The sequence below is a fragment of the Bacillus pseudomycoides DSM 12442 genome, assembly GCF_000161455.1.
Taxonomy (GTDB): domain Bacteria; phylum Bacillota; class Bacilli; order Bacillales; family Bacillaceae_G; genus Bacillus_A; species Bacillus_A pseudomycoides.
In genome coordinates this window covers 2,652,271-2,672,386 of the sequence record NZ_CM000745.1, presented here as the reverse complement: position 1 = coordinate 2,672,386, position 20,116 = coordinate 2,652,271, and the positions used below count along the sequence as shown (strand labels likewise).

Annotated in this window: 26 protein-coding genes and 2 pseudogenes; 3 read left to right on the top strand and 25 right to left on the bottom strand. The window is 33.0% G+C overall.

The genetic code is table 11. The features are described 5' to 3' along the window. Positions 1 to 136: 136 nt before the first annotated feature. From BPMYX0001_RS13440 to BPMYX0001_RS13370, 15 genes are all read right to left on the bottom strand, one after another. Positions 137 to 412: a CdiA family toxin C-terminal domain-containing protein gene (locus tag BPMYX0001_RS13440; protein WP_033798979.1), complete on the bottom strand. Its 276-nt coding sequence runs from the start codon at positions 410 to 412 to the stop codon at positions 137 to 139. Beyond that, the gene (locus BPMYX0001_RS34050; protein ID WP_006095346.1) at positions 388 to 840 is read right to left on the bottom strand and encodes a hypothetical protein; all 453 of its coding nucleotides are present in this window, start codon (positions 838 to 840) and stop codon (positions 388 to 390) included. The genes BPMYX0001_RS13440 and BPMYX0001_RS34050 overlap by 25 nt, the downstream gene beginning before the upstream one ends. Positions 841 to 1,365: 525 nt before the next feature. After that, positions 1,366 to 1,716, bottom strand: a complete 351-nt coding sequence (locus tag BPMYX0001_RS13430) for a hypothetical protein (RefSeq protein WP_006095345.1) — start codon at positions 1,714 to 1,716, stop codon at positions 1,366 to 1,368. 2 nt (positions 1,717 to 1,718) lie between these two features. Next, positions 1,719 to 2,531 (bottom strand): zincin-like metallopeptidase toxin domain-containing protein, encoded by an 813-nt coding sequence (locus BPMYX0001_RS29905; RefSeq protein WP_240516996.1) that lies wholly within the window; start codon positions 2,529 to 2,531, stop codon positions 1,719 to 1,721. Between the two features lie 662 nt (positions 2,532 to 3,193). Then, positions 3,194 to 3,535, bottom strand: coding sequence for a hypothetical protein (locus tag BPMYX0001_RS13420; protein WP_018781703.1), 342 nt, complete (start codon positions 3,533 to 3,535; stop codon positions 3,194 to 3,196). Between the two features lie 362 nt (positions 3,536 to 3,897). Next, a complete protein-coding gene (locus BPMYX0001_RS13415) occupies positions 3,898 to 4,269 on the bottom strand; it encodes a hypothetical protein (protein ID WP_003209528.1) in 372 nt (123 codons plus the stop codon). Positions 4,270 to 4,847: 578 nt separating this feature from the next. After that, positions 4,848 to 5,276, bottom strand: coding sequence for an SMI1/KNR4 family protein (locus BPMYX0001_RS13410; RefSeq protein ID WP_006095340.1), 429 nt, complete (start codon positions 5,274 to 5,276; stop codon positions 4,848 to 4,850). Between the two features lie 679 nt (positions 5,277 to 5,955). Further along, a complete protein-coding gene (locus BPMYX0001_RS13400; RefSeq protein WP_033798978.1) occupies positions 5,956 to 6,408 on the bottom strand; it encodes an SUKH-3 domain-containing protein in 453 nt (150 codons plus the stop codon). Between the two features lie 470 nt (positions 6,409 to 6,878). Then, on the bottom strand, positions 6,879 to 7,295 hold the full coding sequence (locus tag BPMYX0001_RS13395; protein ID WP_003209525.1) for a hypothetical protein: 417 nt from the start codon (positions 7,293 to 7,295) through the stop codon (positions 6,879 to 6,881). A gap of 22 nt (positions 7,296 to 7,317) precedes the next feature. Then, positions 7,318 to 7,587 (bottom strand): deaminase domain-containing protein, encoded by a 270-nt coding sequence (locus tag BPMYX0001_RS13390; protein WP_003209524.1) that lies wholly within the window; start codon positions 7,585 to 7,587, stop codon positions 7,318 to 7,320. Positions 7,588 to 7,638: 51 nt separating this feature from the next. Beyond that, a complete protein-coding gene (locus BPMYX0001_RS13385) occupies positions 7,639 to 7,953 on the bottom strand; it encodes a hypothetical protein (RefSeq protein WP_006095338.1) in 315 nt (104 codons plus the stop codon). Between the two features lie 363 nt (positions 7,954 to 8,316). After that, positions 8,317 to 8,805, bottom strand: coding sequence for an SMI1/KNR4 family protein (locus BPMYX0001_RS13380; RefSeq protein WP_006095336.1), 489 nt, complete (start codon positions 8,803 to 8,805; stop codon positions 8,317 to 8,319). After that, entirely contained in the window at positions 8,802 to 8,921 is a 120-nt protein-coding gene (locus BPMYX0001_RS30845; protein WP_113745401.1) for an HNH endonuclease, read from the bottom strand. The genes BPMYX0001_RS13380 and BPMYX0001_RS30845 overlap by 4 nt, the downstream gene beginning before the upstream one ends. Positions 8,922 to 9,059: 138 nt before the next feature. Next, positions 9,060 to 9,533: a hypothetical protein gene (locus tag BPMYX0001_RS13375; RefSeq protein WP_003209520.1), complete on the bottom strand. Its 474-nt coding sequence runs from the start codon at positions 9,531 to 9,533 to the stop codon at positions 9,060 to 9,062. Between the two features lie 23 nt (positions 9,534 to 9,556). After that, a complete protein-coding gene (locus BPMYX0001_RS13370; protein ID WP_003209517.1) occupies positions 9,557 to 10,144 on the bottom strand; it encodes a deaminase domain-containing protein in 588 nt (195 codons plus the stop codon). 215 nt (positions 10,145 to 10,359) lie between these two features. On the opposite strand from BPMYX0001_RS13370, the gene tnpA reads away from it, so the two are divergent. The 3 genes and pseudogenes from tnpA to tnpC form a co-directional block, all read left to right on the top strand. Continuing rightward, positions 10,360 to 10,641 carry an IS66 family insertion sequence element accessory protein TnpA gene (gene tnpA, locus BPMYX0001_RS34940; protein WP_412676844.1) on the top strand — a complete coding sequence of 94 codons (282 nt, stop codon included), beginning with the start codon at positions 10,360 to 10,362 and terminating at the stop codon, positions 10,639 to 10,641. Next, positions 10,638 to 10,889, top strand: coding sequence for an IS66 family insertion sequence element accessory protein TnpB (tnpB, locus tag BPMYX0001_RS13360; RefSeq protein ID WP_003209515.1), 252 nt, complete (start codon positions 10,638 to 10,640; stop codon positions 10,887 to 10,889). Before tnpA ends, tnpB begins: the two co-directional genes overlap by 4 nt. Positions 10,890 to 11,001: 112 nt before the next feature. After that, a pseudogene (gene tnpC / locus BPMYX0001_RS29460) lies at positions 11,002 to 12,561 on the top strand (IS66 family transposase); the annotation flags it as partial. Positions 12,562 to 12,794: 233 nt separating this feature from the next. Here the strand turns inward: tnpC and BPMYX0001_RS13350 are convergent. The 10 genes and pseudogenes from BPMYX0001_RS13350 to BPMYX0001_RS13310 all read right to left on the bottom strand — a co-directional run bounded on the left by BPMYX0001_RS13350 (position 12,795) and on the right by BPMYX0001_RS13310 (position 20,114). Next, complete coding sequence (locus BPMYX0001_RS13350) at positions 12,795 to 13,244, bottom strand: SUKH-3 domain-containing protein (protein WP_033798977.1); 450 nt, start codon at positions 13,242 to 13,244, stop codon at positions 12,795 to 12,797. A gap of 640 nt (positions 13,245 to 13,884) precedes the next feature. Further along, positions 13,885 to 14,337, bottom strand: coding sequence for a hypothetical protein (locus BPMYX0001_RS13345; protein WP_003209509.1), 453 nt, complete (start codon positions 14,335 to 14,337; stop codon positions 13,885 to 13,887). Positions 14,338 to 14,349: 12 nt separating this feature from the next. Beyond that, the gene (locus BPMYX0001_RS13340; protein ID WP_244268580.1) at positions 14,350 to 15,033 is read right to left on the bottom strand and encodes a hypothetical protein; all 684 of its coding nucleotides are present in this window, start codon (positions 15,031 to 15,033) and stop codon (positions 14,350 to 14,352) included. Positions 15,034 to 15,904: 871 nt separating this feature from the next. After that, positions 15,905 to 16,330, bottom strand: a complete 426-nt coding sequence (locus BPMYX0001_RS13335; protein WP_003209504.1) for a hypothetical protein — start codon at positions 16,328 to 16,330, stop codon at positions 15,905 to 15,907. A gap of 15 nt (positions 16,331 to 16,345) precedes the next feature. Beyond that, positions 16,346 to 17,134, bottom strand: a complete 789-nt coding sequence (locus BPMYX0001_RS13330) for a hypothetical protein (RefSeq protein WP_006095331.1) — start codon at positions 17,132 to 17,134, stop codon at positions 16,346 to 16,348. A gap of 346 nt (positions 17,135 to 17,480) precedes the next feature. Continuing rightward, a complete protein-coding gene (locus tag BPMYX0001_RS13325; protein WP_003209390.1) occupies positions 17,481 to 17,948 on the bottom strand; it encodes a DUF6985 domain-containing protein in 468 nt (155 codons plus the stop codon). Positions 17,949 to 17,961: 13 nt separating this feature from the next. Then, positions 17,962 to 18,426: pseudogene (locus BPMYX0001_RS30840) on the bottom strand (HNH endonuclease); the annotation flags it as partial. Then, on the bottom strand, positions 18,366 to 18,638 hold the full coding sequence (locus tag BPMYX0001_RS13315; protein WP_003209387.1) for a hypothetical protein: 273 nt from the start codon (positions 18,636 to 18,638) through the stop codon (positions 18,366 to 18,368). The gene BPMYX0001_RS13315 and the pseudogene BPMYX0001_RS30840, both read right to left, overlap by 61 nt. Positions 18,639 to 18,671: 33 nt before the next feature. Continuing rightward, positions 18,672 to 18,824, bottom strand: coding sequence for a hypothetical protein (locus BPMYX0001_RS33115; protein ID WP_006095330.1), 153 nt, complete (start codon positions 18,822 to 18,824; stop codon positions 18,672 to 18,674). Between the two features lie 264 nt (positions 18,825 to 19,088). Continuing rightward, positions 19,089 to 20,114 carry an ADP-ribosylglycohydrolase family protein gene (locus tag BPMYX0001_RS13310; protein ID WP_006095328.1) on the bottom strand — a complete coding sequence of 342 codons (1,026 nt, stop codon included), beginning with the start codon at positions 20,112 to 20,114 and terminating at the stop codon, positions 19,089 to 19,091. Between the last annotated feature and the right edge of the window lie 2 nt (positions 20,115 to 20,116).

The window sequence follows — 20,116 nt, the reverse complement described above, 5'->3', positions numbered from 1 at the left end:
GTTTAGGAAACACATGGAAGAAATTTTTAACCTCTCCAGTTGTTTTATCAATATACCCTATAAATTGTAACTTTTCTCCTCCTATATCTGCATATCCAACAACTTCATTGGAAACAGCATTAGGCCGAGAATCTATTTAAATTCTGTTATTGCTTATTCCTTCAGCCATCGCCTCCCTCCCCCACTTTAATATTTGTTCATCAGAAATTACATTAGGGTCATAAACAGTTTTAGGATTCTTATACTCTTTCCACTGACCTGTAAAATTCCCTTTTCCACCATTTGCCGTACTCAATCCATCATAAGCTGGTAGTTTATATTTTATCTCGTATATACCATCGATATTTTGGTGAGGTGTCTTGGTTACAATAGCTTGATTGATATCCGTTATTTGGTTGCCGAAATTATCCAAAACAAATTTCTTGAAATTGTCAAATTGTGACCTCCTTTAACACCAATTGTTGGTTTTGCCTTGAAACCTTCTACCTCTATTAAATGGGTATCATATCCTGGCTTAAAAATAATATTTTCACCCATACCCTTAACTCCACTAACTTCCTTACTAACTCCTGAACCAGCATTCCCTATTCTCGTAGCAAGTGAAGCCTCAATCCCCTGAATCTTACCATCCATAAACTTAGTACTCTCTGCATGGCGTGCATTAACCCACTCGGTAATTTTCCCTGGGCCAACTTGCTTCCCTATCAATGTACCGTCTCCAGCTGCTTCAACACCTTTGAGTGTAGCTGTTACATAATCTACACCCCCGGCTATTTTTCCGCCAAGCTGATACATTTTTTCATTTCCGTATTTTTCTACTTTTAGGCTTTCTAGTCTCACGCGGTCAGGCCTAATATTTTTGCTGTCTTGGAATGATTGTACTATATTTGAATGAAGAGTAGTTTCTCCATCTCACCTTTTCGCTAATAATCCAAAGTTTATTATTACTTTGACCCCTTTTACAATTTTCCTCTACTATCTCCGTATACTGTACATAACCATTACAAACTATAAAAATTTAATGAATCTTTTAATTCTATACTTAAATGCAAAAAGCACTCGTTGCCTTTCGCAATCAAGTGCTTTTTTGCTAACTATATGAATTAATTTGTTACAATTCTTATCCTCAAACCAATGGTCCTATTTAATTTCGTAAGTTTATGGTTTGTTCTCTGCGAAAATAAGTCGTATATTTAAAATTGCTTTTCGTCTACGTATCGTTCTTATTTTCATAAATAAATATCGTTATATAATTCCATAATTGCCTAACCATCATGAGTTCTTCATTCTACATATTTATTTCCTTATATTCTTAGTAAAAAGATCTATTCACTACTTGGTAGCCCAAAAATAAATAAGTACTTTTTACTTAATCTCATCGTCATTAAAAATGGCTTCAAACTCCTCATCAGTATAATCTCTATTACTTGATAGATGATAACGATGAGGTATCCCGTTATGGTCTAGAACATGATCTACAACACCTTCTTCATCAGAAACAACAAAAATAATTTCATCATCACCTTCATATGTCTTGGGTGTGATATCTGCCAAAACGAGCCAAGCACTTCCTTTAATTCTATAAAATTCACTATAAAATCTTACGGACCTTTCTATATCCTCATGTATGATCCCATGTATATTATGCTTTTTCTGATATCGCTTAGCAATTTGAATAGCTTGACTTGCAGTTATATTTGTTTCCTTTTGTTCCATCACTATTTCTCATATCCTTTCCAATTAGGTAATGGCCATTGTTTGTTTCTAATGAAGAAAATATATCTTTGTGCTTCATATATCTCTTCAGCAATAAATTTTTCCTTATTCTTCATAATTTCATTATAAACGTACTCTTCTCTTTCTGATCTTGATTGTTTCAAATAATTTTCTTGTCCAAGTTCTCTAAATTGTTTAGCATGGTAGGATTCATGAAGGGCACTTAAAAGTGATGCGTCAGTTCTCAAAACCATTTGTTCAGTATAGGGGTCAAAGCCCCTCGCAACATTTCTAGGGAGAATTTTCTCCTTTTTGTCAAGAATAATTTTAATACCGATTTCATTCATGTCTTTCTTAAATTTCTTTAAATCTCGAATACTCATAATTCTTAATCCATCAGCTGTTAGACGAGCTTGACCACCAACAGGCATATCTTCCCACTCTTTAAAATCAAGATTACCCTTAGTAGATTCTTTTAATTCTAAATCCTTCGAACCACTCTTCAAATTCAACCCATCAAAAAACTCCGCCGATTTCTTCTCAAACACTGGCGCATTTTCCACAGATGTTTTCTTTTCTATATTCAGCGAAAGATTGCCTGATTTCTCTCCAGATAACCGGTTTGCATTTTGCGCTTGCCCCTTAGCAAGCGAAGCCTCAATCCCCTGAATCTCATCATTGATTTTCTTACTACTCTCAGTATGACGCGTATTAACCCACTTGGTAACATTTCCTGGGCTCCCTGCCAATGCACCGCTTCCAACTGGTTCAACGCCCTTGAAGAAGGCAAATGCATTATCCACACCCTCGGCCATTTTCCCGCCGAGCCGATACATTTTTTGAACAATATCTATTATTAAGGTCACTAGTTTGAGAAGGTCTAAAATCTACATACTCCAACTGAACAGTTCATTTTTTTATTTTAATCAAGAAAATTATTAATACCTATAAACCTATTCATCAAATTCTAACTCTTCCTTAATACATTTTCCATTTTTATCCTATTATGTTATCTCTAATTTACAAAATAAAACACCTAAATAACTTAAATTGTTTAGATGTCTTTATTACCGCATTTACTTATTTAATATTACTCATCATCTTCATCATAAAATAATTTTTTAGAAATTCAGTAAATGATCCCGCTATATAAAAATATTTTCTCGAGCAGTTTCTTCTATGACATAGTATTATCCTCTTGCTTTATTTAAAATTTCACGCATAACCGGTTCCTTTCCTTGAATATGATATTCCACCATGAACGAATCCCGTTTTATAGGTTTCCCACTATATACTGGTTCAATCCTTCCTGGCACTGTGAATAAAATTGTACGTAAAGATTCAAACGAACTTAAAGATAATAAGATTATGAAAGAGAATCCAGAGGACTAACTCCCGGATTCTTTTGTTAGAAAAATAATATCTAGCTAAAAGTTCTGCTTTCCAAGTATTTTATAGCATCAGAAAAAGGTCATATTTATGCATACCACTCATTATCTGAAAACTGGTCAGCATTTTCATTAGGTTTTACGTTAAATTCATTAATGAACCTTTTTATTTCCGACATAATTATTACTTGGTCTTTTCTGTCTATAATAAAACCTCTATGATTATTCCAACTCTTATCAATCTCCAAGTTTATACTTATCTCTCGCTCACACCAATCCATAAAATCATACATAATCAATGTAAAACAAATGTTTAACTTATCAATTGCCATCCACAGTTTCGCCTTTCCATCCTCTATTTCTTGTATGCGGATTCTTAAATTATTATCCACATACCACCGTGTATTTTGATTTTGTTTTTCCTCAATCATAATCATAACCTCCTGCTACTTATACAAACCCATTAACACATCTATTGCTGGAGTTGATTTTGTGCTGCCGTATATTACATCTTCTCATGAACCATATTTGTCAAAAAGTTGTTTTGGTGTAGGTTCTTTCTCTCTACCATACTTTTATTACATTTAGTCCCTCAAGGTTATTGGAATCAAGATATGATTGTATTCTATCCAAATTTCGCTTTTCAACCTTCTTTCTTGCAATTTCTTCAATCGACATTCCTTCATTTTGAAGTTTAGTAACCTACCTCATTTGTAAGCTGATTGCTTTTTTATTCCAATTTCTTAAGATACTTCAAGTTCTTGCAAAAGCAACTTCCTCTAGATTAATCGATTCAGAATTTATCTATAGGCGACCCTTGTTTATGTGAATATCCATAAACAGCATCAGAGTTAGCCTCAATTTCTTTTGCTATTTTAGGATTACTTAGAGGATCTATTTTACCTGCAACACCACTATCCTCCTTACCTAAACCACCATTTTTTATTCTCTCCACAAGCGAATCCTCAATCCCCTGAATCTCATCATTGATTTTCTTACCGCTCTCTGCATGGCGTGCATTAACCCTACTCGGTAACCTTCCCTGGTGTCCACCACCTTGCTTCTCTATCAATGTACCGCATCCAGCTGACAGTTTCACAAATAATCCAAGGCCAGTTGTTACTTTGATCCTTTTTACAACTTTCTCCTTACTATCATCGTACACTGTACATGGCCATTATAATCTATAAAAACAGCAACAAAGATGTAACACTTAGTGCACTTATAAAATTATAATGTATCTTTTCTATGCTAAAGCGCGAAAAAGCACTCGTCGTCTATTGTAGACAATGAACTGCACCCCAATTGTTAGACACGACTAACAATTGGGGTGCAGTTCATATCAAGCGCTTTAAGTTCGTAAGTTTTATAGCGACAGTATGACACCTATTACATGTTGTAACAAGTAATACATTAATACTTACGACTTTGTACGAGTTCGTTAGTTTAACTTCCATGTCATTGTATTTGTTACCCAGTAAAATGTCGTCTCGTCTAAACTTGTACTCCTCTTTCAATTAAATCATTGCATATAGTAGCCCATGATGGTACAACCATCATGAGTCTCTACTTTTAAACAACTGATTCATTTTTTATCAACTTCAAATAAATTCTCTTCACCTGTATGTTTAAAGAGCTTTATCGTTTTCATACATATATAAGCTTATAAAGTTACTATAACCCCTTGCGCCTACTTAGCATCATGAATAAAATCATTTTATCCAACATTAACTTAATCTCCATCTAACAGTTAAAATATTCTTTTAAAAACACATAAAATGCTGGCCAAGTTTCCTTTAACTCTCCGCTTAAAAGTAGCTCATCTCCACCTTCAAAATTAACCGAGTAAACTTTATCAGTTACACTATCAAGTACTAGTACAGCATTTGCTGACATTTCACTTAAAACTAGATACTTTTTAGGAAATCCATGTTCATTTCGAGCAATAATTGTGTATGATTCAATACTATTCTCTTCATCTACAACATCTAGTAACTCGTAAGGAACGTGTTCTTCCCAAAAAGGTCCTGCATATCGATAATAAAATTCTCTGAATGTATCAGATACTTCTACACCTAGGTTAGTTAATGTCTCCTTCACTTTATTCTTATCTTCACGTTTATAAATATCTTCTTCAAGAGCTTGGTCTAATTCATCAGGCAAAGCATTCATTGTAATTCCCTCCTAAAACTTCATTCCCTCTAGATTTCCAATAATTTATAGAATCTACTTTTTGAGTGCTCTTCTTATTGGCTCATCCATGGGATAAAATGGATTTAACTTCCCTTTATACGGATGTAATGGTGCCCTTTTGGCATTACTAATGTTATGATACCTAGTCGATGTTTCAAATAATGGACCCACTCCCTTTGTTCGAACCATATTCCAATCAATATCCCCTCTTTGATAGACTTTATAACTAAAGCCTTTTCCTTCTTTACCTGCATTATACTCTACACTTAAAAGCTCCTGCTGGCTGCAGCCTTGAATCCAGATTTTCTCTAACTATTTTTACGTTTGTATATGGTCATATCTGTTTTTCTTTCTACATTCAGATACATTATTATTAATCCTCCCAGCTTCTTTGCATAAAAATAGAACCAACGCTTCTTCTATTAGAAACATTGGTTCTATTCTTAGTTATAATATAAATCTATTTCTTCTTTTCATTACATCTTTAATTTAGAGCAAAAGGTGGTTAAATAGCAGAATATTTTAAAACTTTTTTTTAGTTTCATCAACTTAAAACTACTTTTTAATTTTATCTACCACTCTGCTCCTTTTCCCCTACTCACTGCTTAATTACAGTTACGCAGTAGGTTAGGACAGAATTTTGCATTGAAAAATATTATTACCCTTCAAATTTATCCCAAATCACTGTTCCTTTTCCAAGAATATTATTATCAAATGCCTCCAAAGCATTGTCTCCTACCCACCCTGTTGATTTGAATAATCTTCCTGATTCTGATATGTATAAATCTAACCCGAAATCATATAATGAACCTATAGGAATAACTTTATCATCAATAAAATCATCTAAGCCAAAACACGAACTATCTAACACACCTATGACTTCCTTAATACAAGTGGTATGTTCAGATATGTCCTTAGTAACCCCATCTGGCCAAATCCTTTCAACATTGAATTGTAATTCTCCAAACTCCTCCATAAATTTTTTTGCACTTTCAAAAACTTCAAAGTCTCTTTCTTCAAGAAACTTTACATTTTCTAATATGTCTATTTTTCTATCCTCATACCATCCCGCTTTTTTTAATTCTTCTATTGTCTTATTTGATATTTTCATTTTCATTCCTCCTATTAATCAATATTATAGAAATCCAAAAACGTTCTACTACAATTCTTACAAGGTTTAGCAAAGCCACCTGGTAAGTTTTCTGTTCTAAGCACAAAATTATTATAGTGCTCATAAACAAGTTGTTGGAAATGAAGATATTAGCAATATTTAATCATGTTTTCCTTTAACTTCCCATACTCTATGTCTACCTTTTCCATTTAATTCATTTTCCTATACTTGTCTGGCCATTCCCCTTTCTTCTTTTGATTTTTGACATACAAAAAGCTCATTCCTTCTCCTTTTCAAGTTGGAACAAGCCTTTGAAATTTCATCAAATATGTTTATCAATTTTTTACATTTAATTTATTGATTGCACTGTATAAACTTACTTCTACCCCGTAAATCTTTTATATCGTTAGAAAATATTTATTAGATCAATTTAAACAAAACCCTTGTGAAACGCTCGACTAGCGCATTCTTTAATCAATAGAAAAGTTGTATCTTTCCAAAAACTTATTTAGTAATGTATCTTTATTAGATATAACATTTTCAATTTTTTCATAAGGTGTATCACCGTACTCTTCTATAATTTGTTCATTCAAATCAAGCAAAACTTCTTTAACTCTTTGATGTATACTTTCTCGACATCTTATCACAATTGCATAGTACCAATCTTTTTTATTAAATTTAATCAAAATAAAACTTTTTGGTTCTTTAAGACTCTTTATTAAACGAATAATCTCTGTTTCAGATTCATAATCTTGTATGTGCTCCATCTTATTTTCTCTTGTTAAATCAATGGGAATTCCCATTATCTCGCCTATTTGCTCCACTAGTTCATCAGTATATTCGTTAGGAAATTCATATTCATATTGCACTAAAAAACCTTGTTCCATATATCCTCTCTCCTCAATAAAATTAATCTGTAATGATGCTACCATTTCTCAGCTTATATATATTCCCTAAAGCATCATAAATATTTAAGGTAATATTTTTATAATCTGTACTAAAAGATTTTAATACATTATCGCAACTTAAACATACATCTCTTTCTGTATATAAATGTATTACTCCTTCAGCATCATAATTATCCTTCAGTTTATCACTAATACCTTCTATTATCTTATACTCTGTGTCTTTATCCCTTAAATATCCTTTCTCTAAATCAATTTGATTGTCTGAATTCACCTTAAGCACATCTTTATAGTATCTTCTATCTTCTAATTTTTTCGAAGAAACTCAGCCAGGTACTGACGTTACCTCTCCATTTTTGTTAAGGTTTCCATATTTGCTAAAGGATTTTAATTCTCCTTCAAAATGATTTTTGATATTTACCTCAGCATAAGCAGTATTACCAAGTTTAAATCCTGTCATATCCTCTTTTTGATATTTAGGTGGCAATAAACTTCTAGATGCATCTGCTTTATCCTTCAATCGTCGATAGTTATTTAAAGTTTTATCCAATCCCTCCGTAGGAACTTTCTGCTCACTCTTCAAATTCAACTCATCAAAAAACTCCGCCGATTTCTTTTCCAATACAGGTTCATTTCCCACAGATGCTTTCTTCTCTATATTCAGCGAAAGATTATCGAGTTTCTCCCCAGATAACCGGTTCGCATTTTGCGCTCGCCGCCCTGGCCAACTTGCTTCCTTATCAATGTACCGTCTTCAGCTGCTTCAACGCCTTTGAGTGTAGCTGTTATATAATCTACATCTCCCGCTATTTTTTGGCCGAGCTGATACATTTTGTTTTTTCTATGTTTTTCTATTTTTAATCTGACCAGCTGGAAATAATCTAATTATTATTTTACCTATATGAATTGTTGATTGAAACTATTTTTACACTAAAACAAAAGAGGCTATCCCATAAGCAAGTGAAACCAACTTATGGAACAGCCCTTTTATTTTGAATACCTATTAATCATGTAATTTGTTTAAAAACTCAGTGAAAGTACTTGCTACATAAAATACATTTTCTCTTGCTACTTCCTCTGCTTCTTCCGCAGTAATCCCTTCACTTTCCATCGGTGCTTCTTTTTCCCATGCATCTTCATGTTCCCAAAAGACAACAATTGGATTGTCTTCATAATTTTTATAATCAAAGCAGATTAAATTTCCAGCTGGATCAATTCCAAATGGTACTAGTTCCTTTGGTAATGTATCTTTATATTCATTGTAAATATTATAAATTCCCGTGTGACTTTCTGAATTATATTTTAATAATGATCCGAAAACACGTTCTTGTCCATTTACATGGAATACTTCTGGTTCCGGATATGCCCCATGATTTATTTTTACACATTCAATATAATCATTCGGAAAAGCCACTCCAATTTTCCGACTAACTTCTACACTATCCTTCTCACTTACTTCATCTCTTTTAAAATCCCATTGTATTTTTGTCATCTAACTCCACCTCCCCAAAGTCTATTTCCACCTAAATGATTTACACTGTGAGTATCATATATTACTAACTGCATTTTTCCAGGTATTTGATGATGACGCCAAGTTAAATCTGATATACGTGGTAATTAGGGATAAAAAAGAGGCTACCCCATGGTTATTAAACCTTCTAGGGAACCCCTTTCAAATTCAAAACTGTCCAAAAAATTATTGAGAGAATCTACACGAACGTATTAGAAGGCCTTCATTTAGAGTAATCATATATTAGGAATAAGCTCAACTTCAATTTCGTATATCCCAAACTTCTTGTCACTATAATAAATACTTCTGTCTATCTTATCCATTTTAGATATTTGTAAAAGTAAATCATTATCTATTATCTTAAAATACTGTCCTAATGGTTTTGTAGATACTTCTTCAAAACAACCTAGTAAAAGATCTTTTACCTTTTCTTTCTTCCTTGTTTCACATCTTACTCCGATATACATCATTTCAAATTGATCGTCAGGAACTAAAAATGTATCAATTACTATGAATTCTTCTGTTTCTTCATTTTTCAAAATATATACTTTACCAGTTCCATAATCACTTGGAGAAAATTCTCCTCCAAAAAAAAGCTTATCTTCTATGAACTCTTCTGTAATTGTAACATTTATTTCCTTAGCCATTTGAATTAAAACTTCATCTTCGATATTACTTCTCTCATAATGAAGAAGGTATTCCGTAAACATATTCTCGATCCCCCATTTCAGATTTAATTATGATATTGTTTATCATAATTAAGGTTAATTTTAATATTTGGATATCTATCCATAAATTGCGAAATTACTCCTCTACAACTAGCACATGGTGATAATTGTGTATATAAATCAATGCTGCCTTTGACATCATAGTTATCACCTAATTTTCCGGCGATATTTTCTAACAATTTAGCTTTTGTATCAAAGAGTGCATCTTGATTGTCTATTTTTGATGTCTCGAAAACTCTTTTATCTTCAGGTTTTAACAGAGCTATATTTTCATTTTCTACAAATTGTTTCACTTCTGCAGGAGATAAACTCCCGCCCTTCCCAATATCATCTAGACTAGAAAACTTACTGAAAGATTTAATCTTCGTGTTTAGGTCTCCTACTTTAACATCTATCATTGAGTAATTACCCCCATTACCTCTTTTTTGCTTTTTTGTTAAAATAGGCTGAATGGTATCTTTAAATTGTTCAATAGAATTCTTAAGCTGAGAATGTACTAAGGGATCATTACCTATTAATTCTTTAATTCTAATCTCTGCAATAGCTTCAGATATATTCTTTGAGTAACCTGTTATGGCGCTAATCTCATTCATTTTCCCTTTAATTTCTAATGAACTGATTTCATTTCCAATTTTAAGGAGTATATGTTCATTATTATTTAAAATGTGTACAACCTCGTCTGAAGAGTAAGCGTCAAATATTCCCCACCTGTCATTTGTAAATAACCCATGAGAAAATCTCCTTACATACTACATGTGGAGGTTTTTTTATGGGAAAACACCTATTAGAAAAAGAATGAGAAGCTTATATTCAAGACTATAAAAACAGTGGATTATCAAAAGTTGCTTGGTGTAAAAAACAGAACCTACCGGCTCATCGGCTTTACTATTGGTTGAAAAAATTATCACCTCAAACAGAAAATCAGAATAAGAATGAGCGTGTGGATTGGCTCTCTATGAATGTCCCTGTCATAGAAGAAAAAATACGTGCCATCATTCGAATTCATATGAAAGAAGCAACCATTGAACTGGATGTGCCCTTTACTCCACAGGTACTCCTACAAGTGATGCAGACGGTGAAACAACAATGATATCAGAAGTATCGATTGAAAAAGTATATCTTGCACAAGGAGCAACAGATTTACGTAAATCGATTGATGGATTAGCGGCTATTGTAAAAGAAGAATTTGAGTTAGATCCCTTTTCTTCTTGTTTATTTGTTTTTTGCAATCGCTCACGCGATAAATTAAAAATTCTTGTTTGGGAACATAATGGTTTCTGGTTACACTATCGCAGATTGGAAAAGGGAACGTTCTTACCATATCAAAGCGACAATTGAGATGGCTTCTTGACGGATTTGCTTTTCACCAAAAACAAGGGCATCAAGCTGTACATGCGAGAACCATTTTATAAAAATCATATATGAAAAGGAATTTGGATGATTTTGTCGAATGTGCTTATCTATGAAAACAACACTTTCTCATTCAAATCAACCTACAATTGAATCACTTCAAGCTCAAGTAGAAGAACTCACGGCAAAAGTGAGATGGTATGAAGAATAATTTCGTTTGAGTCAACAAAAACGGTTTGGTACGTCTAGCGAAAAAATACCTAATAATCAACTCGCTTTAGAACTGTTTAATGAGGCTGAGAAAGAAAGTGATTCTGAAACACCCGAACCAGCTGTTGAAACGATTACCTATCGTCGCAAAAAGAAACGTGGTCATAGGGCTGAGTCTGTCCAAAACCTTCCGATTGAAACGGTTGAATATCGTTTACTTGATGAGGAACAGGTTTGTTCGTGCTGTGGTGGTGCTTTGCATGAGATGAGTGTAGAAGTCCGAAAGGAACTGACGATTGTTCCTGCGGAAGTAAAGGTAACAGAACATAAGAGATACGTATACGCTTGTCGTAAATGTGAATTAGACGAGGTATCCACACCGATTGTAACGGCCAAGATGCCAGCTCCTGCCTTTCCTAAAAGTATCGCTTCCCCATCGATTATGTCCTATACTATGACACAAAAATATGTAGAAGGGTTGCCTCTTTATCGTCAGGAAAAGCATTTTGAGCGAATGGGGATCTTTTTATCACGACAAACGATGGGAAATTGGTTATTATATGGGGCTGATCGATGGTTAGCGGTTTTATATGAAAGGATGCATGAACATCTACTTATTCAAACTATTCTTCATGCGGACGAAATAACCTTCCAAGTCTTACGCGAACCCGAGCGGGCCGCAACAACCAAGTCCTATCTATGGTTATATCGTACAGGACGAGAGGATACCTCTATTGTTCTCTATGACTATCAGCCCACAAGAGCAGGAGAACATCCGAAGCGTTTTTTAACTGGTTTTCAAGGGTATTTACAAGTAGATGGATATAGTGGTTATCATCAAGTACCGGATGTCACTCTTGTGGGATGTTGGGCGCATGCCAGACGGAAGTTTGATGAAGCCTTAAAGGCTTTACCTGATTCACAGAAGGGGAAAAAAGTGAAGGCGAGCGAAGGTTTGCACTTCTGTAATCAACTCTATTCGATCGAAAGGAAGCTCAAACATGTCAACCCTACCGAGCGATATGAGCAGCGTCTTAAGCAAAGCAGGCCCATTCTGGACCTTTTTTCGGTATGGCTTCATGAACAGAAAGATCGTGTTTTACCAAAAAGCGCTCTAGGAAAAGCTATCACTTATTGTTTGAATCAATGGAATCATCTTGAAGCTTTTTTATTAGACGGTCGTTTAGAAATCGATAATAACAAAAGTGAACGCTCTATTAAACCATTTGTGATCGGAAGAAAAAATTGGATGTTCTCAAATACACCGAGAGGTGCTAGAGGAAGTGCCATCATGTATAGTGTGGTTGAAACCGCAAAAGAGAACAATTTAAGTCCCTATCATTATCTTCTATATTTGTTTGAAACGCTCCCAAATATCGATTTAAACAATAAAGAGGAAATTGATAAAGTCTTACCGTGGTCAATGGATTTACCATCTAGTTGCAAAGTACCGAAAAAAGTGAAGAAAACAAAAAGTAACTCTAAAATCAACCTTTGTTGTATATTTTGGAGTTACTTGACGTTTACAAAGATGATTAAGTGGCAAGGTATTTTAAAACTAGTTTTCAGTTCCATCAACTTAAAATCACTTTTTAATTTTTTTCTATTACTCTTCCACCTACTCACTGCTTAATTACAATTATGCAGTAGGTTAGGACATAATTTTTCATTAGAAAATTATTATTATCCTTCAAATTTATCCCAAATCACTGTTCCTTTTCCAAGAATAATATTATCAAATGCCTCCAAAGCATTGTCTCCTACCCAACCTGTTGATTCAAATATTCTTCCTGATTCCGATATGTATAAATTTAGCCCGAAATCATATAGTGAACCTATAGGAATAACTTTATCATCAATAAAATCATCTAAGCCAAAACACGAACTATCTAACACACCTATCACTTCCTTAATACAAGTGGTATGTTCAGATATTGTCTTAGACCCATTTGAACGAATCTTTTCAACATTGATTCGTAATTCTCCAAACTCCTCCATAAATTTTTTTGCACTTTCAAAAACTTCAAAGCCTCTTTCTTCAAGAAACTTTACATTTTCTGATATGTCTATTTTTCTCCCCTCGTACCATCCCGCTTTTTTTAATTCTTCTATTGTCTTATTTGATATTTTCATTTTCATTCCTCCTAGTAATCAATGTTATAGAATCCAGAAAACGTTCTACTACAATTATCACAAGGTTCAGCAAAGCCACCTTGTAGGTTTTCCGTTCTAATCATAAAATTATCATAATGGTCGTAAACACATTGTTGGAAATGAAGATATCATTCATAGTGATTTTGTCTTTGACGCGCTCTGTCGTTTGGACATAGGAACAGCAATTGTTTCTTTCATGCCGATGATATTTCGAGTTTTATATTTATCAATCGTTAAATCTCATATGAAGGGAGCATACTCCCTATATTTGGATTTATTATATGATTTCTATGCCAATTTTTTATCTGTTAGCATCCTGAAATTGGAGTTATAATCTAATAACCTTTAACTAGTCATTTTTTATTCATATTCTTAAAAACTCTTTTATGAAACTGTCCATATTTATAGCATATGTTAACTACTAAAAAAACAATGAATCAGCCTACTTAAATTTCAGCTGATTCATTTAATCTTTTCACTGCATTATTACAATTATGAATTCATCTATATATAGTATTCTCCTAGTTTTTATACCATTTATTAATTCTGTTAGTTTATGCATCTAGGTACTACTTAATTTTGCAGTAAAAAACTATTTGTAAAATAGAATTTCTCTTTCTTAGATATTAGAATAATATTGCTTTAAATTATTTATGCCCTTAATAAAATTTATAATAGAATTTTCATCTGCCATTAAATTACTTAAATAAAGTAAAAAATCAAATTCATCTTCATCATCTCCGAAGGTTAAAACGAATGGGCTTATATATGGTTTGTATATAATATTACAGACAAGGACTTCCTTTATTTTCATTCTGAAATTACGCTTACCATCATCTAATATTTCATTTGTGCAATTTATTTCATCTGGCTTAGTTTCATACCTTTTATCATTATATTGGAAATATAATTTGCCATCGTCAATATATAGCCCTAATAGCTCACCATCTTCACTAAATCCACCTTCTCCATTTTCTATATCATTTATACTATTTGCATCAACTAGTGAATATCCTTCTGGTGTTATATTAATATATGTGTTCTTTTTAGAATAATTATCTAAAAATATCATAACTAACTCCTCCTAATGAATTAACCCTAATAGTGTATTTATTACATCATCTTTTTTCATGGATTTTTTAATAATACTACTCCAAATTTCGTCGTCATTTATATATGTGCCTTCTTTAATTAATTTCTTCTTAGTTTTATTAAATAACCATTGTGAATCTGGACCTATTGGATTATCATATTTTTCCATATTCCTCGCTTCTAATCCTGCTCTTTCTTCTGCTGTCATGTCTGCTCTAGCTGTAACTTTCTGTTGATTACGTGCATCAACAACATGTTTTGCTATGTCTTCTTTAGAAAATCCTTCCGAAGTCATTCTTTTAATATCAATTTCTAATTGTTTAGATGCTTCAAGATAATCCTTCCTAACATTTTTCATTCCTTTTACCCAATCAACATCAGTAAAATCATATTCTGGTTTATGGTATGCAGTACCTTCATTTGGTAAATACCCATATGCTCCATTATCATCAGGGTGTATCTGCTTAAGTACATCTGGCTTTACTTCTTCTAAGGGTATTCCTTCACCAGTTTTACCTACTCCAGCTTTTCTTATCCCCTCTTCTGGAACTTTCTCCCCAGATAACCGGTTCGCATTTTGCGCTTGCAAATGTTCAACATAGTAGCCTTCTTTAAATTTAAGATTATCCGTACCCTTAGCAAGCGAAGCCTCAATCCCCTGAATCTTACCATCCATAAACTTAGTACTCTCTGCATGGCGCGTATTAACCCACTCGGTAACCTTCCCTGGGCCAGCTTGCTTCCCTATCAATGTACCGTCTTCAGTAAATTCAACGCCTTTGAGTGTAACTGTTACATAATGTACACCCCCGGCTATTTTTTTGCCAAGCTGATACAGTTTTTATTTTTCAGATTTTTCTACTTTTAGGCTTTCTGGTCTCACACGGTCAAGCGTAATATTTTTGCTATCTCGTAATGAGAGCACTACATTTAGGTTGAAACTAATTTCTCCATCTCACAATTTTGCTAGTACTCTAAGATTATTTGTTGCTTTGACACTTTTTACAATGTTTCTCTACTATCGTCTTACACTGTATATAGCCATTAAAATCTATAAAACAGCATTAAAATTTAACACTTCATGCATTTATAAAAATATAATGTATCTTTTCTATGCTAAAGCGCAAAAAAGCACTCGTCGTCTATTGTAGACAATCAAGTGCTTTAAGTTCATTTATATTCTTATGGTCATATGGACGCAATTTCATGAAGTTCTTACTTCTCACAATAGATTTCAAAGAGGAAGTGTCCGTATGATAACACTTGTATCAAGTCGTTTCATGCCATTCTAAAAAAAGAATTACACTGCACACAATATGTCATGTTTAAGCAAACAACTCTAGCATTATTGCAATACATTGAGAGATTTTATAACTGTAAGCGAATCTATATTTACACCCGTTATAAAACTCCTCAAGCAATAAAAAATTGGGTTAAAGAAATCGCTTAGATTTAACTTTTTTGTGTCCACGCTATTGACTCAAATTCACACATACCTTAATAATACATCTTATTTTATATTTTTTTATCAAAATCTATACTAGCAATTAACCCCTTTTACTCATTGCCTCAACAAATTTACTAATTGTTTCATTATCCTTTAACAAACTACTAATATATAACAAAACATCAAATTCCTCTTCGTCAATATCATAATACATCATTCCTGGGTCAACAACTGGTTCATATTGAATTTCACATACCTTTTGATTCGAACTTAATATAATAAATAATCTATCAGTTTTAGTAATGTATTTATTACTACAATTGATATTATTTTTATTAAGCTCATATGATTTTGTATTTATTACAAAAAATAATTTTTTATTATAAACATATAAACCATATAATATATTATTATCCGTTATCCCTCCAACTCCATTTATAATACTATTAATATTCTCTATTTTGTACTCGTTGTCATGCAATACTATTTTTGAATCTATATCAAAATAATTCCTTAAAATAATCACACTATATATCCTCCTTTAATGCTTTAATCCTAACAAAGTATTCAATACATCATCTTTTTTCATAGAACCATTTATAACTGCATCCCATACTTCATCATCAGTAGGATTCAATTTCAAATCTTCCAACTTAGCCTTCTTAGATTTAAATAACCATGTTGCATCCGGACCTACCTTATTTCCATACATTTTCATATTCCTTGCTTCAATAGGTGCTAAATCTTCTGGGTTCATTTTTGCTCTTGACAATATTTTATCTTGATTTCTCATTTCGACCACTTTATTGGCTATTTCTTGTTTACTGGCTCCATTTACAACCATTAAATCAATTTCTCCTTGTATCTTCCGTGATTGTTCTAGGTATTCTTTTCTAATAATATGATTATTTTTAGTTGCCTCTATATCTGTAAAATCATACTTTGAATATGTTGTACCTTCATTAGGTGAATAACCATATGCTGCCTTTTTATCAACATGAATTTCTTTAAGTACCTTTTCACTTACTTCTTCTATAGGAATCCCTTCACCAGTAACACCTATTCCAGTTTTTCTTATCCTCTCCGCAAGCGAAGCCTCAATCCCCTGAATCTTACCATCCATAAACTTAGTACTCTCTGCATGGCGTGCATTAACCCACTCAGTAACCTTCCCTGGGCCAACTTGCTTCCCTATCAATGTACCGTCTCCAGCTGCTTCAACGCCTTTGAGTGTAGCTGTTACATAATCTACACCCCCGGCTATTGTTTGGCCAAGTTGATACATTTTTTCTTTTTCAGATTTTTCTACTTTTAGGCTTTCTAGTCTCACGCGGTCAAGCGTAATATTTTTTCCATCTTGGAATGATTGTACTATATTTGAATGAAAAGTAGTTTCTCCGGCACAAATTTCACTAATAATCCAAGGATAGTTATTACTTTGATCCTTTTTACAATTTTGTCTCTACTATCGTCATACGCTGTACATAGTCATTAAAATCTATAAAACAGCATTAAATTTTATTGTATCTTTTCTATGCTAAAGCGCAAAAAAGCACTCGTCGTCTATTGTAGACAATCAAGTGCTTTAAGTGTTTATAAGTATCAATATTTCATAGTAACATCATGGCATCTTTTATACGTCATAACAAGTTCTCTCTTTTGGAGAAATACTTCACTTACATTGCAACATCTTGATATCCTACTTTACCCACTTCTTCATTTATTAGCAGTATACCTAACCCATTTTCTGTATCCCACGTACAGTCGAAGGATAACCCAATATATCTACCTTCAAGGCTTTTCGCATATAGTACAGAAATTCCAACTAAACTTATTCTATCAAGAAGTTGATCAATCGTTTCAATCAAAGGATAATTTTCATTAAACGTATCATCATAACCAAGTTCATTTCGTTTTTGTTTGTAATAATCTAACAAGGGTTGTAAAATGTTATGCTGTAGTTGCTCCCAGTTTTGAATGAATGAATTATATGCTATATATTGTTTTTCTAAAAATTTACCATCCTTTTCACCGCTTACCGATAAAGAAATTTCAACTTCTTTTCCACAAAACTCAACATTAGTGTCCTTAAACCATACATAGTCATATTCGAGTTCCCCAAAAACTGCATCATTTATTATCATTTTGCACTCTCCTTTAATACATTTCTATTTTGTAGCAAATCCTCCCTGCATTTATCTCTCCAACCCCACCAAGATGTCCAAATGTACTGTTTATGCTTGAAGGTACAAGTTGAATCATTTTCACATCATTTAATTCATACCATGTTAAATTGTTTGTGAGTCGGAAATCTTCTATATCGCTTGCTGTAATATTCCCTAGCTTCATTCCAAATTTGCTCGCTAATTCAGGAGATTTATTAAGCTGCTCAGCTAATTTTGCTTAAGCAAAATTAGACCGTCTAGCTTTATTTCCGTGTTTGCTACCAGTCCCACCGTACATACGGTCAATTTCCATCTGAGCTTTTGATACTGGTGAAAAATCAGGAACTCCATTCTTATATTAGATCCCTTTTACACCCACCTCATCTAAAATACGTTTCACCTCTGGGTCTGGCGGTGGTTTAAGCGTACATAGTGATTCACCTCGTAGTCCTTCAAATCCGTATAGGCATTATGCAGTTTACCAATTGCTTCAAGCTGATCTTTATGATGAAAATAAATACTTCCATCTGAATCTAGTTCTTGTATTCTTTCCTGAATATCTTTTACAAGATTATTAGCTTGACGTAAGTTGACAAATGCATCTTTTGTGAGTTTATTCATACCGTCTTTCATATCTTGCCAAGCCCTTACCTTATAGTGAACATCCATTTTCCTCATCTCCTATTCCTATATCAGGTAAAGTTACTCTTGAGGTTGTAATTTATTATGCAATTCTTCATCCTGTTTTCTCATTTCTTCGCAAACATTTCCTACAATCACTGCCGCTCGCTCATAATGTTTTGCTAGTTTCAATATTTTATCTACTATCTTTGGATACACCTCTATCATTCGCATTTGTCTCTATTACCCCTGTAAGTTGCTTAGATTTAATTTTTTTGTGCCCAATATATTGACTCAGATCCATACAGGACATGATGCTTTTCAGATGCTCCTTCTTATATGCCTCAAACCCTGCCTTTAAGTTTTCACTAACCCTTGTCTTACTTCTAACTTTAATAGTTCCTTAGGATTAAAAAATTAACTCGTAATAAACAAAAAGCATTAAATATTTGGATTATAAATCCTTATTTAATGCTTTTCGCCTTACTTCTCTTTATTTTAGAGACTACCATATTCTTCTATAATTGCTTTATCCGCACAAAACTTATAGAAATTTTTTATCAATTCATCAATATCTTGCTTTCTTACTATTTTTTCTAACCACACTTCTGGAATTCCATCCATGTTATAATACATTCCTGCTAATGTTCCTGTTATAGCAGCTACTGTATCCGTATCTCCACCCAAGTTCACTGCCTTTAAAACCGCTTCTTTAAATGATGTTGAATTTCCCAAACACCAAATGGCAGCCTCTAAAGTATGCACTACATATCCATCTGATAAGATTTCATTTATAGGTATACTAAAAAAATCATTTTCAAAAAGCCTTGAATAATGTTTCAATTCATCTTGGTATTTATGGCTTTTATCAAAATTTTTATCAAATAGCCTTTTAACTACTTCTAATGATTCTTGAGGATTATCATTATGGTAAAGCCTTATCAAACATTCAATATAAATAATGGAACCTACTATAGCACGAGGATGAGCATGAGTAATTTCAGTATATTTTTTTATCATTTCTACTTTTTTTATAAAGTCAAACTCATTATATAGTATAAAAGCCAATGGTGCTATTCTCATTATTGCACCATTACCATTATCAAACTCAGCTTTTCCACCACATTTTTCTGGTGAATATCCTTCTTCAAAACGAATAATAGCATCATTTGTAGTTCTTCCAATATCAAACATTTTTCCAAACGGAGTCCAATATCCCTCCTTTTTATATTTAATAAATTTATCCATTAAAATACTTATGTTTTCTTCTTTTATCAGATTTTCCATTAGACAAAAAGTCAAAGAGGTATCATCTGACCATGTTCCAGGTGGTTGGTTATAGGTTCCATATCCACTCACCTCATCTATATAAAATGTGTCTCTTTGCTTAAATTCAACTGGAACGCCTAAAAGATCCCCAGTAATTCCACCATATATTGTGGGGAAAACTCTTTGTTTAATGCTCAAGCTAAGAAAAGACTTATTATCATCTTCCCATCTATCAATCATTCTTCTGCCAGCCATTT

Bases quoted from the DNA above. Each gene is read 5' to 3' on its own strand.
- BPMYX0001_RS13420 (WP_018781703.1), bottom strand. From the start codon at position 3,535: ATGATTGAGGAAAAACAAAATCAAAATACACGGTGGTATGTGGATAAT.
- BPMYX0001_RS13375 (WP_003209520.1), bottom strand. From the start codon at position 9,533: ATGTTTACGGAATACCTTCTTCATTATGAGAGAAGTAATATCGAAGAT.
- BPMYX0001_RS13350 (WP_033798977.1), bottom strand. From the start codon at position 13,244: ATGAAAATATCAAATAAGACAATAGAAGAATTAAAAAAAGCGGGATGG.
- BPMYX0001_RS13395 (WP_003209525.1), bottom strand. From the start codon at position 7,295: ATGGAACAAGGTTTTTTAGTGCAATATGAATATGAATTTCCTAACGAA.
- BPMYX0001_RS13310 (WP_006095328.1), bottom strand. From the start codon at position 20,114: ATGGCTGGCAGAAGAATGATTGATAGATGGGAAGATGATAATAAGTCT.
- tnpB (WP_003209515.1), top strand. From the start codon at position 10,638: ATGATATCAGAAGTATCGATTGAAAAAGTATATCTTGCACAAGGAGCA.
- BPMYX0001_RS13430 (WP_006095345.1), bottom strand. From the start codon at position 1,716: ATGGAACAAAAGGAAACAAATATAACTGCAAGTCAAGCTATTCAAATT.
- BPMYX0001_RS13340 (WP_244268580.1), bottom strand. From the start codon at position 15,033: ATGGATGGTAAGATTCAGGGGATTGAGGCTTCGCTTGCTAAGGGTACG.
- BPMYX0001_RS13315 (WP_003209387.1), bottom strand. From the start codon at position 18,638: ATGGATGTTCACTATAAGGTAAGGGCTTGGCAAGATATGAAAGACGGT.
- BPMYX0001_RS33115 (WP_006095330.1), bottom strand. From the start codon at position 18,824: ATGCGAATGATAGAGGTGTATCCAAAGATAGTAGATAAAATATTGAAA.
- BPMYX0001_RS13400 (WP_033798978.1), bottom strand. From the start codon at position 6,408: ATGAAAATATCAAATAAGACAATAGAAGAATTAAAAAAAGCGGGATGG.
- BPMYX0001_RS13380 (WP_006095336.1), bottom strand. From the start codon at position 8,805: ATGACAAAAATACAATGGGATTTTAAAAGAGATGAAGTAAGTGAGAAG.
- BPMYX0001_RS13410 (WP_006095340.1), bottom strand. From the start codon at position 5,276: ATGAATGCTTTGCCTGATGAATTAGACCAAGCTCTTGAAGAAGATATT.
- BPMYX0001_RS13325 (WP_003209390.1), bottom strand. From the start codon at position 17,948: ATGATAATAAATGATGCAGTTTTTGGGGAACTCGAATATGACTATGTA.
- BPMYX0001_RS13370 (WP_003209517.1), bottom strand. From the start codon at position 10,144: ATGAATGAGATTAGCGCCATAACAGGTTACTCAAAGAATATATCTGAA.
- BPMYX0001_RS13345 (WP_003209509.1), bottom strand. From the start codon at position 14,337: ATGATATTTTTAGATAATTATTCTAAAAAGAACACATATATTAATATA.
- BPMYX0001_RS29905 (WP_240516996.1), bottom strand. From the start codon at position 2,531: ATGGCCGAGGGTGTGGATAATGCATTTGCCTTCTTCAAGGGCGTTGAA.